Here is a 12625-nt window from a genome sequence, read left to right on the forward strand (position 1 = left end):
ACCTATTCAAGAATACACAGAGAATCGAGAAAGCGGCGGGCTTATCTGACATCGAGAGGTGAGGTTGCGGCCGCGGAGTCGAACCGCCTATCCCGGCTTATTTTCACCGACGAGCGCACCGGCGCTCTTAGCCGCATCTCCCCTCCACATTCGCGCCTGGGATCAAAAATCTACTACCAGTACGGCAGTTTTCCAGTTGCCAAATAGGACTAAATTCTGTGCACCTTCCGCACTAACCAATCCTCCTTAGGCATTCAATCTCGACCGAACGTTCGTTGTCGCATGCGTCTGATTGATAGGGAGAGGGCCACGGACACTGCACGCCTGGCATTTTCAGCACCGCTTGGCATTCGTAAGCATTGCTAGACCGATAAGGAACATACCGGTCGCGTACCCGGTCCGAGGCAGCCAGCGCATCCCATCTTCCGCCGCGCCAAGCTCGCTATCATAGTCGGACTGCCTATGCTGCCATACAAATCTTAGCTCTTTGATAGGGATCAAACATATGACCCGGCGATCAGCACAAGGACACGATTGATTTGCGGTTGATTTGCGGTGGACTTTTCGGGCAGCGAGAATCTCGAACTGCTCAGTGATTAACGGTGCGAGCGCGATGCGTGATGCACGACACTGGCTTCCTCAAAGGGTTCACCCCGCTTAAAGTTTATCGAGCGTAAAAGGTACCAAATCGACTTTATCGCATGCCCCATGGCCGACCAGGACCACGTTCATATGGTTCGAATATAGCAAGTATTTTCCCGTCGCACGATTGAGTGCCTCGTGGAAGTGTCTTTTATGCGCCAATCCATGATCGACAAGAACCAGTTCGTCCCCTTCGACTTTCAGTTTTTTGAGTTCGCCACCAGGCTCATTCCAGACGCGTTGTTTTGTATCGATCGTGTACTTTCTGGTTGCCGAAAATCTATGCTTTGGCCCTCCCCTCCCCTCTACCTCCTCAAAATTCTCGCGACACTCGACGGTGAAGTAACTCTTGCGGTGAGAAGTCTTGGGGGATTGAGACGCTGCTGTCTTCGAGGGGGCTTTGGGAAAAGAGTCTGGATCGAGAAAAACGATGACGATGTCATTCTGAGCGAGTTCCATTTTGTGTTCAGCCGAATAAATCGGTGAAGCATGGAAGGCAATCGCCGGAAGGGTCCATGTAACAAGCCAAAATGCAGATGAAACCATCCGCGAGCGGATTGAAACGTCTCTCATAGACCGATCCTCTCCAATGAGGATATTAAAGCGCTACATGTATACTCTCTGGACAGGCTTCGGAATATACGTCATTAAATCCTACGGAAACTTGATATTTTCCTTTATTAATACTCTTTTCGACTATGTTACCGCATACGAAATTGTAATCCAGAAAGACGTAAGGCTTAATTTTCATGAAGACCAATAGAAGCAACTAGCCGCCAAGCAGCGGCGCGAGCCAGCGCACATCACCGGTGATCTGTCGCGTTCCTGCCCTCCCTCGGCATCTCAGCGAACAAGCGGTGTGTCCCAGAGATCGCCGAGCAGCGTTTTCAGCTCGGAAAAGCGTTTTTCGCCGAGCTCCTCGGCCCATTCTCGCTCGATGTCTTGCAGGATGTCGGCCATCTTCCGGTAGGCAGCGCGCCCGCGGTCGCTGAAGTGGACGATCGTCCCACCGCCATCGTCGGGCGCGGCGCTTCGAGTGATATAGCCCATCCCTTCCAGCGTCTTCAGCATCGACAACAACGGTCCCGACGCCGCCAAAGTGCTCTGCGTGGTGACGCCGGCGGCGATCAGGCCCGGAATATTTCCGCGAGGCGTTTGCCGCGCTCAATGCGGCCGTTGATGGTCCGCCCGATCGCGCAAAAATGATGGAAACTATGCTCCGACACGGCCTAACGCCGGCGCCGCCGGTACCGCAAGCTTGACCTCTCCCCAGCGTGGACGTCGAGCTGTGACCAACGGCGCCAGCACAGCCTCTGTCTGCCGCACCTTCAGGCTTGCACGGCAGACCCTGCTCGGCTCCAAGACGCGGCGTCGTGCGGACGCTGCCGTGAAGAATACTTCCCATAATGCATCCTCTTCCCGACGACTAAGGATCAATGATGCACCATCACACTCAGGGACTAAACAGTTCCCAGATCTTCAATCGCTGCGTCCTGGCGGATGCTAACGAAGTGACTGGCCGATCTTCCAGACGCTGTTCGGCGATTGGAAGCGCAAAGGGCCGTTTGTGATGAGGAGAACTGACATATTCGCACTAGCGTTATATTTCTTCAGATATTGCGCTAGTGCCTCTTTCGCCATCAGGCAAGCCCATACACCGGAAGACTATCGCGGTCTCACCCCGCTAATTTATGCTCACGTCAATCCCTACGACCGGTTCAACCTCAATCTGGACAACCGAATTAATTTCGGGAAAATCGCTGCCCGCGCATCGCTGCAATAATGTTCGTTGCAAAACACAGACGCAGAAGTCCAATTTTATTGGGACTTTCGCGACAGCACAGGTTCTAAAACGCGTTTCAGGTCGCGCATGGTATTTATACGAGCAAGATCGTCTTATCGCTTCACTCTTTTTCCGATACCCAACCCTGATGCCCTTTATTCCACTTTCTTTCGTCGTTGCCCTGCTGCTCCTTATCCTGTTCGTCACAGTGTTAAGGGCGGGTGACGATAACAATTCGCGTAATGTCCCTTTCCTTGCGCTGATCCTTTTGAGTTCATTCCAGGCATTCCTCTCAGGGTTGCGGTGGGGCTACGGCATTCTTGAAGTGATGTATATCGCACCGGTAGGCGCAGCGCTGGTGCCGCCGCTCGTCTATTGCGGCGTAGCAAAGCTGGTGCGAAAAAATGGCTCTTCTCGGCGTCTATCCCTGGGTCTGCACGCAATTCCTGCCGTTGCTATTGCTATCGTCTTGCTGATGGCCGAATGGCGGGGCGCAGTTGATGTCCTTCTACCGGCGATCTTCATAGGCTACGCTGGGGCGATCCTGCATCTCATGCGTTCGGGACCAGACGCTTTGAGACGTACCCCGTTCGAAAGTGCAGCTCCGGTCTATCGGGCGCTTGTCTTTGCAGCATTGGCTTTGTTGCTATCGGCGGCGCTCGATCTGTTTGTATTTCTCGATTTTTCCTGGACGCAAGGCAGGCACGCCCCTGTCATGGTGGCGATCGGCAACCTCATAGCGCTGATCATCCTGTCGATCGCTGCTGCTGTCGCGGTCCAGGGTAGCGAGCCTACCGAGATCGAGACCGTCACCCCGAACATCGACGACGTGGGTGACAAAGAGACACTTGCCGCTGTACAGGTGCTCATGGAGACAAAGCGTTCGTACCGCGATCCGGACCTCAACCTCGATCGACTGGCGCGCAAAGCCATTATTCCAGCGCGGCAAATTTCCACAGCGATCAACCGCGCGACAGGCAAAAACGTCTCGCAATATGTCAACGAGTTTCGTGTTGCGGAGGCATGCCGGCTGCTGACCGAAACGGAAAGGTCCGTAACAGAGGTCATGCTTGAAGTGGGTTTCCAGACCAAATCCAACTTCAATCGCGAATTCCGCCGCGTCACGGACATGACCCCTGTTGAGTGGCGACAAAGCCGCGCAAAGCGGGCCTGAGCAAGCCGTTTTGACGTACGGAATCGTGATCCAGTACGATCTGGATCATGTTTGAGGTCGAGTTAGGGACATGAAGCGAGCTTTGTCGCGACATGAACACGCTCACCGAACACGACCGCAAACTTGCCGAAACGCTCAAGTCCCTGACACTGGAGCCGCTGGCAGAGGCATCGGAACCAGGCAGAAAGCGCATGCGCTGGGTCACAGGCGTGCTGCTCGTCGCAGCAATTTCCGCCGTCATCATACTCGTCTCGCCGAACTCGTTGAGCGGCATAAAGAACGGACTTCTGGGTCAGGCTGAACCGGCCAAACTGACCCAGGCAATCCCGCTCCACGACAACGCGGACAAGAGTGGCGAGCTGCCGCCAATTTCGAGACCATCTCAACCAGCCGCGCGCGACATTACCGGCTCGGGCTATGTCGTCGCCCCACACTTAACCGCCGTCTTCTCCAAGTATGAGGGCAAGATTACGGGAATAGCTGCCGAAGTCGGCGATCGCGTCAAGGCCGGCCAGATACTCGCGGTCATGGAAGACGCCAGCGCCCGTCTGGCCCTTGAGCAAGCAGAGGCGGCCAAGGTTTCAGCCGGTCTGGTACTTGCTGCCCGGGAAATCACTCTAGCGCAGGCTACGGCCTCGTTTCGACGTACCGAAGCTCTGACGCAGCGAGATGCAGCGTCCAGAAAAGACTTGGAAGATGCCGAAACGGTCTGGAAGCAGGCCCTAAACAATGTCGAGCAGTGCCGCCAGGACGTTGTTCGAGCGGATATTACAATCCGCGTGGCCCAGGAGCAGATGGACGAGTTGACCATTCGTGCTCCCTTTGATGGGACAGTGACGCGGCTCAACGCTCATATTGGCGACACCGTTCTGGCTCGCGCTGATAGCGTTCGGGAAAGTCAAAGCCTTCTGGCACTCGCCGATACCACCAGCATGGTGATAGATGCCGATATAGCCGAAACAAATATTTCCCTGCTGCGACCTGGCTTGATTGGCGAGGCGGTGCTCGACGGCTTTCCCGACCGGCCCTTTGGCATCGAAATCCAGCGGGTGGCGCCGATTGCATCGGCCGAAAAGGGCACGATTGGACTTCGGCTCTCACTCATCAACCCGCCCGCCGGCATACGGCCAAACATGGCGGCGCGCATCCGCATCCCTGTCCCTGAATCCCAAGCTCAAATCGGAGAAGCCCAGCCATGAACGATCGTCCTGCGGAAGAGCCATATATCATTCTGAAAGACGTGCGGAAGGGATACAGGATCGGAGGAGAAGATATCCCGATCTTCGCCGATCTCGATCTGGAAATTCCCCGCGGCGATTTCGTTGCCATTATGGGGCCATCTGGATCGGGCAAATCGACACTGCTCAACATGCTGGCTGGCGTCGAAAGCCCCGATGCGGGCGAGATCAACATCGGCCGCTCCAGGCTTGACCGAATGGGGGAGACGGCGCGATCGGCATGGCGAGCGCACAACATGGGCATTGTCTTCCAGTTCTATAACCTGCTGCCGATGCTCAATGCAGCAGAGAATGTCGAGCTGCCGCTCCTGCTCAAGCCGATTTCCGCTAAAGAGCGGCGCGTTCGCGTCCGCAAGGTTCTTGAGTTGGTCGACCTCGCTGGGCGTGAGAAACAATATCCGGCGCTGATGTCCGGGGGGCAGCAGCAGCGTGTCGGCATAGCACGCGCAATCGCAGCCGATCCCGATCTGTTGCTCTGCGACGAGCCCACGGGCGATCTCGACCGCAAGTCCGCAGACGATGTTCTCGATATGCTTCGTCTTCTTAACCGGGAGCTTGGAAAGACGATTGTGATGGTGACCCACGATCCACAGGCAGCTCTTCACGCGCGCCGGACCCTGCATCTGGACAAAGGTTGTTTCGTCGAAGAGAAGAGGGCCGTGTGATGAGCTTGCTCCATCTTGCCAAACGAAACGCCTGGCGAAAGCCGTTGCGTACCCTTCTGTTGATTTTCTGCGTGACGGTCGCCTTCCTGATCTACGGATTGACTGCAAGCTTTCTGAATGGCTCGCAAGGCTCGGCAGGCGCCAGCGACGATCTTCTCGGGGTAATGAATGCGGCAGGACGAACGCAGCCTCTGCCGATGGCCTATATGTCCCGCGTTGCCTCGGAGCCAGGAGTGAAGACGGCCGCCTATATGACACGGATGCGGGGCTACGTGAATGTCGAGAAAAACGCGGTGGCCGTGAGTGCGGTTGATCCCAAGCTGATAGCAAACGTTAATGGTAGGGAACTGGGGCTGACGCCGGAGCTGGTTTCAGCTCTCAGTAAAACGCGAGACCGGTCGCTGGTCGGTCGGGCACTGGCGCAAGCGCAAGGGTGGTCGGTCGGACAGCGCATAACGGTCACGGCTTTCCAGACAGCACGAAAAGACGGGAGTCGTGACTGGCGGTTCGAAGTTGCGGGTATATTCGAAGGCGAGAGCGCCAGCACCGACACCTATTTCATGCTCGCCAACTACGATTACATCAACGCAGGCCGGGCTCGCGGCGAGGATACGGTGGATGCCTTCATCGTGCGTCCGGCGGACGGCATGTCTCCCGGCGTCCTTGCGGCACGCATCGATGCCCTGTTCGCCAATTCGGCAAGCCCGACACGCACACAATCAGAAAAGCAATTTCTGGAAGCGTTCCTGCGCCAATACGCGGATGTCGGGCTGATCATCAATCTGGTCGTAGGCGCAGCCTTTGTGACGTTGCTGATGATCGTCATCAACACCATGGTCTTTGCGGTGCGCGAACGCACCTTTGAGATCGGAGTACTGAAGACGCTGGGCTTCTCGCCAGGGCAAATCCTTACCCTCGTTCTCGGTGAGACGCTTCTTATTTTCGCAGTCGGCGGCGCTCTTGGTCTCATCCTGGCGAAGATTGCCACCGTTCTGGCCGGACCAGCGCTAGGGCTTGCTCTCTCCACGGCCGTGCTCGCCAGGGCCGTCTCATTCATCGTCGCGCTGGGGCTTGTCACCGGCCTGATACCGGCCGTCAATGCCATGCGCGCACCGATTACTGCAGCCTTCAGAGCGAGATAACCAGATGTCCTCCCAATTTAAACAGACGCTCGTGATGACCAAGGCGAACATCCTGAGCCTGCGGCGCCGATTTGCGATCGCAACTTCCATGGTCCTTTCCGTGGCACTCGTCGTCTGTGTGCTCGCCGGCTTCCTGTCAATGGCAGCGGGATTTGAAAAGGCGCTGAAAAGTGCCGGCTCTCCGACAGTGGCGGTAATCCTGGGTGGCGGCACCAATCAGGAGAATGGTTCCGATGTTCCGGCGGATGTCGTCCGGACCATTGAGGCAATGCGAGGCGATATCGGCGTGGCACGCGATACGGTGGGCAACTTCGCAGCATCACGTGAAATCGTGGTTCCTGTCGAGGTGCTGAACAGTCGGGCCGAAGCCGCAAAGATGCTGGCTCTGCGAGGCATGGACGCAGCAGGTCCTTCCTTGCGTGATGGGGTCATTCTGACAGCCGGACGCTTTGTCAGGCCGGGTGCGCGAGAAGTGGTGGTCGGCGAACGGCTGGCGGCAGAATTTCCTGCGCTTGCAATTGGACAACAGATGCGACTCGGTCCGGTGAATTGGACGGTGGTCGGACATTTTTCGTCGGGAGGCAATGCGTTCGAGTCCGAAATATGGGCTGATCTCGATACCGTTCGCTCTGCCTTTGATCGGCTGGGAGAAGTCCAGAGCCTTCGCCTTCGACTTGAAGCGCCTGGCGCAATCGACAAGCTGAAGACGGCTCTGGAGAGCATCTCAACCACCCCTTTGAACGCTGTCACCGAAGCCGACTTATATGCTGCCCAGTCTTCCGGCATGGCAAATCTCATTCGCATGTTCGGATGGCCGCTGGCGCTGCTGATGGCACTCGGCGCAACGGCAGGCGCACTGAATACGATGATGAGTTCGGTGTCTGACCGGACCGTCGAGATCGCCACGGTACGTGCCTTGGGCTTCAGTCGCCTGTCAGCCTTCATCGCAACGTGGGCGGAGGCCGTTGCGCTGGCGGCAACCGGCGTGATCTTCGGCCTCGCTGCCTCATGGCTTGTATTCAACGGCTGGCAGGCGAGCACCATCGGTGCGAACAATGCCAGCATGTCTTTCCAACTCACCATAGACGAGAGCGTGCTGCTGACAGCCGGCCTTCTGGGGTTGGCAATTGGTGTTGTGGGGGGTGCCTTCCCCGCCTTTTCAGCCACGCGGCTGCCTTTGACAGCGGCCCTGCGTGCACGAGGATGATAGCTCAATGTCGCGGAGTCCTGACTTTGCAGCCCGGATCGAGCAAGGCTGAAATCGCTCGGCAATTCTCGTCGCAAGACTCGTTGGTCCTGTCGCAAATCGTGCTTTTGGCTACAACGGGACGCCTTCGCGCCAATGTTCATGCTGCAAGGATTTCGAACTGCTCTGCGATCGAGGGACGCGGATTATAGGCAAACCTCGCCTGCCGTTTGCGCATCATGTGGATCACACTTATTGCCAATGGACCATGGGCTACCCCTTTAGCGCCGATTCACACGCTGGCGCAGTCGCGGACGACGGCTGTGAGCAATCGTAGAATGAGACTCCAGCATTCGACTACTTCGTCGGTTGTTCCATCTTGGCAGAAAGGAGACTGGCGAATTCCATCGGGAAGGGAAACAGGATCGTCGACGTCTTTTCGTTGGCGATAACGTTTAACGTGCTCAAATAGCGAAGCTGCATTGCCTCCGGTCGCCTGGCCAGGATTTCCGCCGCTTCGAGCAGTTTGGCAGCCGCCTGTTGCTCGCCCTCGGCATTGATGACCTTAGCGCGACGCTCGCGTTCGGCTTCGGCCTGGCGCGCAATTGCGCGGATCATGGATTCGTTGATGTCGACATGCTTGATCTCAACATTGGCGACCTTGATGCCCCAGGCGTCTGTTTGAATGTCGAGGATTTTTTGGATATCTTCATTGAGCCTGTCGCGCTCAGCCAACATCTCGTCGAGGTCGTGCTTGCCAAGCACCGAGCGCAACGTCGTTTGGGCAAGCTGACTTGTCGCCATCATGAAGTCTGCGACCTGGATCGTCGACTTTTCAGGATCGATGACCCTGAAATAGATGACCGCACTGACACGGACCGAGACGTTGTCATGCGAGATGACATCCTGGCTGGGTACGTCGAGTACCCGCGTGCGCAGGTCGACCCGTATCATTTGCTGGACGTAAGGAATGAGCAGGATCAATCCTGGTCCCTTGATACCAGTGAAGCGGCCAAGCGTGAAAACGACGCCGCGCTCGTATTCTCGCAGGATCTTGATCGCCGCGGCGATGATGATCAGCAAGACAATGACGGCCACAAGATATGAGGCGAGATCTGCGAACACACCCATGACTTTTCCTCCTGTTTCCGAAGACCGTTAGGCCTCCTATGAGCGCCGTTTGACTTCCAGCGTCAGCCCGCTTCGCCCGATTACCTTGACATCGTCGCCCGGGCTGAACGTCTCGGTAGACGCTGCCTTCCAGCGCTCGCCATGCGCGATGACGTAACCCGACGTGTCTGTCCAGCTTTCAACCGTGCCCGAGATACCAATCATCTGCTCCGAGCCGGTGACGACTTGCCGCCAGCGCGAGATGAATGCGACACGGGCAATGAGCAGGCTGAAAAGAAGGCTGGCGGCGGCAAGGCTGCCCAATGCGGTCCAGGACACCTGCAGGCCGGGTATTTCAGTATCGAACAGAATGGCTGCGCCGAGCACCAGCGCGACCCCGCCGCCAATGCCGAGTGCGCCGAAGGTTGGAGAGTGTGCCTCAGCCACAGTTAGCCCGATGCCGAGGATGAGCAGTCCGATGCCGGCGTAGCTCACCGGCAACAATGCCAGGGCATAGAGCCCAAGCAGCAGGCAGATGCCGCCGATGGTCCCGGGAACGAATGTTCCCGGGGTGAGAAATTCGAAGATCAGCCCGTAGATGCCGACCATCATGAGGATGAGCGCGATATTCGGATCGGTGATCACGGAAAGCACACGCGTCCGCCAGTCCGGCTCGAATTCCTCGACGGCAAGACCCGCCGTATCGAGCTGCACATCCGTCTGGCCAACCCGAACCGTGCGCCCCTGCGCCTGCTTGAGAAGATCCTCGATCGTCGCTGCGGTGAAATCGACTACGTGCTCGTGCACGGCAGCGCTCGATGAAAGGCTTGCAGCTTCGCGCACGGCCCGTTCTGCCCAGTCGGCGTTGCGATTGCGCAACTCGGCAAGGCCGCGAATATAGGCCACCGCATCGTTGACCGCCTTCGCTTCGCCTGGATCGCGGGGAGACTGCCCTCGCGTGCTATCCGGAGCATTCGAGGTGCCTTTGTCGGGTTCCGCGCCGCCACCGAAAGGTCCGCCGGTGATTGCAATCGGAGTTGCCGCGCCGAGATTGGTGCCAGGCGCCATCGCCGCGATATGGCAGGCGTAAAGAATATAGGTGCCGGCGCTGGCGGCCCTTGCCCCGCTCGGTGCGACAAATCCCGCCACAGGCACGCGCGAGGCGAGGATTGCCCGGATAATGTCTCGCATCGACGTGTCGAGACCGCCTGGAGTATCGATCTGCAGCACGACCAGGCCCACGCCGCGTTCGCCGGCCCGTTCAAGGCCGCGACTCACATAGTCGGCCATTGCCGGGCCGATGGCGCCATTGATCTTCACAACGATAGCCACGCGCTCCACCGCCTGGGTCGGCAAGGCGGTCAGGCCTAATGCGGATACCAAAGCCAGCACCAAAGCGAGAACGGACGACATGCGACGCCAAGGTCTCAAGTGCGGCGCTATAGATCGCTGAATATCCATGTTCTATAATATATGGTGGCGTAGCCAAACTGTAAGGCGAGAAACCCTCCTGCATTCACACAACATCGAGAAATAGTGCCAGCAACGGCCGCTTGACGAAACCAAGCGCGCCCTGGTTCGCGAACCGATCCAGCAAATTGAGAAAGCGCCAGGGGAGATTGGTTCAGGCCGCCCTAGGGAGACTGTCGGCGAGGCGGCCGTGCTCGGGGCGACTTATGTCGATACATGTCGTTAGAGACGGCATTGGTGCACCGATCGTTTAGCGGTTATGCTTTACGGAGCGGCGATCGAAGCAACGCCCAGTCACCGCTATGCCTTTCAAACACGATACTGTCCGCCGTCATCATGTCGGCAAGATGAAGTTCAAGGTGACGAATTGGGCGGAGTATGAGGCTGACCTTCGCCGGCGAGGCAGCCTGACGCTGTGGATGAGCGCGGAAGCTTTGTCGCAGTGACAGGCGCCGAAGCGCGCGACCCGCCGCGGCCAACCGCGCTATTCCGATCAGGGCATCGAGACTGCTCTAACGCTGGGCGTGGTGTCCGGCCTGCGGCTGCGTCAGACAGATGGCTTGCTGGCATCGGTGCTGGGTCTGATGGAATTGGACCTTGCCGTACCCGATCACACGACGCTGAGCCGACGGGCACGGACAGGTCGATTGTCTGAGAGACGGCAAGGGCGGGCAGAAGAAGGACCTGCGCACGGCCTCCTCGACAGTACCGGGCCCGAGATCTACGGCGCTGGCCAGTGGCTGGAAGAAAAGCATGGTGCCAGGTCGCGTCGCAGTTGGCGCAAACTGCATCTGACGCTGGATGCCTACAGCGGCGAGATCATCGCTCACGTCATGACAGACCAGGATACCGGCGACGCCTCACAGGTGAAGCGACTACTGGACCAGATCGACAGTCCGATCAGCCAATTCACCGCCGATTGTGCCTACGACGCCGTCGCCAACCACAGCGCTGGCGCCATGGTCGTCATTCCACCATGCAGCATCGCGGTAGAAGGACCGGCCACCGACGCCTCCAGCCAACGAGACCGACACATCGCGACGGTGCGCATTCTCTCAATAGCTACACTTACCGCTCGACCTCGCATCGGCCGTAGAGTGATCTCAGTTTAGCTCGTTGGGCATTCGACATGCTCTGGGAAAAGTCGCTCAATGCCCAAAACATTGCGATCCTTTCCAGCTGGGTCGGATTTACCATTCCGCATCGAAACAAGTCGACCAGCGCGGCAGCAAAACCCTSTCGGCTGTATTGAGTATCATCGAACCAGCTCTGCGTCGTAGCTAAGTCAAATACTCGCTTTATGACTTCGAGCTCGCTTTGCGACAAATCGCCTTGTGCGWGGCGTTTCAACCTTTCCATCATCTTCCCCGTGGCGAGAATGCTGGCAACCCCGTGCRAATGCACACTTGAGAGCATCGGGAACTCGACCTCTAGAACCGAAAGAAGAGCAGCTTGTGCTGCCTTTATARGAGACGCCACCTGCGGTGTGTCGAGCTCACTGGCGACAYCACCGRCATCGTGCATCAYTCTGACAAGCGCCAAGATCTCGCCCTGACGTTCCTGTTCTTCAAAATTGGTCACCCTGAAAAGCTCAACAAACTAATTTGATAGGGAGAGATTGACACATTTCGATTGATGAGKTGCGTTGCAAAAGCGTTACGCACGCAACACCTGCATTAAAGAACAGCTACATGCGGTAAAATTGCGGGAAGAGCTTGCACCACAGGGGCGTCATATTGGAAGACCAGTCCATCGCGCGCCCAAAATAATGGTCCGCCATCGCCGACTGAAAGGTGGCCAGGTCATCGTCGAGGCGAACTTGCAGAGGCCCTGGATATTTCCCGGACCCCTTTGCGCGAAGCCCTGCAACGATTGGAAGGCAAGGGCTCGGTGTGTAAGGCAGATGGCCGCAACTACGTTGTTCGCCACGTCGATATCGGCGAATATTTACAAAGCCTGCGATTAAGACTTTTGATCGAGCCCGAAGCAGCCGTGTTGGCAATCCCTAACATCCCGCGACGACAAATGATTGTCGTTAGGCGTGATATCCATGATCTTCTCGGTGCGACGGCCTACTACACCGATGCTCATTGGATATCGGATGATAGTCTGCACAACCTCATCATAGACCACTGCGCGAATGCGGTCATGGCGAAGGTTTTGCGGGAGCTACGCCACCACGCGCCAGTTCGAAATCGATCGGCTGAAGGACCGG

9 protein-coding genes and 3 pseudogenes are annotated in these 12625 nt (G+C 57.3%); 7 read left to right on the forward strand and 5 right to left on the reverse strand.

What is annotated here, in order from left to right; translation table 11 throughout:
• Positions 1-657: 657 nt before the first annotated feature.
• Both QD409_RS27555 and QD409_RS27560 read right to left on the reverse strand, forming a co-directional pair.
• Positions 658-1215 carry a hypothetical protein gene (locus tag QD409_RS27555; RefSeq protein ID WP_430764157.1) on the reverse strand — a complete coding sequence of 186 codons (558 nt, stop codon included), beginning with the start codon at positions 1213-1215 and terminating at the stop codon, positions 658-660.
• A 270-nt stretch (positions 1216-1485) separates the two neighbouring features.
• The gene (locus tag QD409_RS27560) at positions 1486-1713 is read right to left on the reverse strand and encodes a MarR family winged helix-turn-helix transcriptional regulator (RefSeq protein ID WP_430764158.1); all 228 of its coding nucleotides are present in this window, start codon (positions 1711-1713) and stop codon (positions 1486-1488) included.
• Between the two features lie 860 nt (positions 1714-2573).
• On the opposite strand from QD409_RS27560, the gene QD409_RS27565 reads away from it, so the two are divergent.
• The 5 genes from QD409_RS27565 to QD409_RS27585 all read left to right on the forward strand — a co-directional run bounded on the left by QD409_RS27565 (position 2574) and on the right by QD409_RS27585 (position 7851).
• A complete protein-coding gene (locus QD409_RS27565; RefSeq protein ID WP_430764181.1) occupies positions 2574-3599 on the forward strand; it encodes a helix-turn-helix domain-containing protein in 1026 nt (341 codons plus the stop codon).
• Positions 3600-3808: 209 nt separating this feature from the next.
• A complete protein-coding gene (locus tag QD409_RS27570; protein WP_430764159.1) occupies positions 3809-4798 on the forward strand; it encodes an efflux RND transporter periplasmic adaptor subunit in 990 nt (329 codons plus the stop codon).
• Complete coding sequence (locus QD409_RS27575) at positions 4795-5502, forward strand: ABC transporter ATP-binding protein (protein WP_430764160.1); 708 nt, start codon at positions 4795-4797, stop codon at positions 5500-5502. Before QD409_RS27570 ends, QD409_RS27575 begins: the two co-directional genes overlap by 4 nt.
• Positions 5502-6644, forward strand: coding sequence for an ABC transporter permease (locus QD409_RS27580; protein ID WP_430764161.1), 1143 nt, complete (start codon positions 5502-5504; stop codon positions 6642-6644). The genes QD409_RS27575 and QD409_RS27580 overlap by 1 nt, the downstream gene beginning before the upstream one ends.
• Before the next feature lie 4 nt (positions 6645-6648).
• Complete coding sequence (locus QD409_RS27585) at positions 6649-7851, forward strand: ABC transporter permease (RefSeq protein ID WP_430764162.1); 1203 nt, start codon at positions 6649-6651, stop codon at positions 7849-7851.
• Positions 7852-7990: 139 nt separating this feature from the next.
• On the opposite strand, the pseudogene QD409_RS27590 reads toward QD409_RS27585, so the two are convergent.
• The 3 genes and pseudogenes from QD409_RS27590 to QD409_RS27600 form a co-directional block, all read right to left on the reverse strand.
• Positions 7991-8086, reverse strand: a pseudogene (locus tag QD409_RS27590) (IS6 family transposase); the annotation flags it as partial.
• A 101-nt stretch (positions 8087-8187) separates the two neighbouring features.
• Entirely contained in the window at positions 8188-8961 is a 774-nt protein-coding gene (locus QD409_RS27595; protein ID WP_092852927.1) for a slipin family protein, read from the reverse strand.
• A gap of 36 nt (positions 8962-8997) precedes the next feature.
• On the reverse strand, positions 8998-10353 hold the full coding sequence (locus QD409_RS27600) for an NfeD family protein (protein WP_092852929.1): 1356 nt from the start codon (positions 10351-10353) through the stop codon (positions 8998-9000).
• 359 nt (positions 10354-10712) lie between these two features.
• Between QD409_RS27600 and QD409_RS27605 the strand changes: the two are divergent.
• A pseudogene (locus QD409_RS27605) lies at positions 10713-11462 on the forward strand (IS5 family transposase); the annotation flags it as partial.
• Positions 11463-12175: 713 nt separating this feature from the next.
• Positions 12176-12625 (forward strand): annotated as a pseudogene (locus QD409_RS27610) (GntR family transcriptional regulator); the annotation flags it as partial.

The sequence above is a fragment of the Rhizobium sp. BR 315 genome (genome assembly GCF_050577975.1).
Taxonomy (GTDB): Bacteria; Pseudomonadota; Alphaproteobacteria; order Rhizobiales; family Rhizobiaceae; genus Rhizobium; species Rhizobium miluonense.

Excerpts from the sequence above, each read along its gene's own strand:
- QD409_RS27580 (WP_430764161.1), top strand. The coding sequence starts at position 5,502 with ATGAGCTTGCTCCATCTTGCCAAACGAAACGCCTGGCGAAAGCCGTTG.
- QD409_RS27560 (WP_430764158.1), bottom strand. The coding sequence starts at position 1,713 with ATGCTGAAGACGCTGGAAGGGATGGGCTATATCACTCGAAGCGCCGCG.
- QD409_RS27575 (WP_430764160.1), top strand. The coding sequence starts at position 4,795 with ATGAACGATCGTCCTGCGGAAGAGCCATATATCATTCTGAAAGACGTG.
- QD409_RS27595 (WP_092852927.1), bottom strand. The coding sequence starts at position 8,961 with ATGGGTGTGTTCGCAGATCTCGCCTCATATCTTGTGGCCGTCATTGTC.
- QD409_RS27565 (WP_430764181.1), top strand. The coding sequence starts at position 2,574 with ATGCCCTTTATTCCACTTTCTTTCGTCGTTGCCCTGCTGCTCCTTATC.
- QD409_RS27585 (WP_430764162.1), top strand. The coding sequence starts at position 6,649 with ATGTCCTCCCAATTTAAACAGACGCTCGTGATGACCAAGGCGAACATC.
- QD409_RS27600 (WP_092852929.1), bottom strand. The coding sequence starts at position 10,353 with ATGTCGTCCGTTCTCGCTTTGGTGCTGGCTTTGGTATCCGCATTAGGC.
- QD409_RS27555 (WP_430764157.1), bottom strand. The coding sequence starts at position 1,215 with ATGAGAGACGTTTCAATCCGCTCGCGGATGGTTTCATCTGCATTTTGG.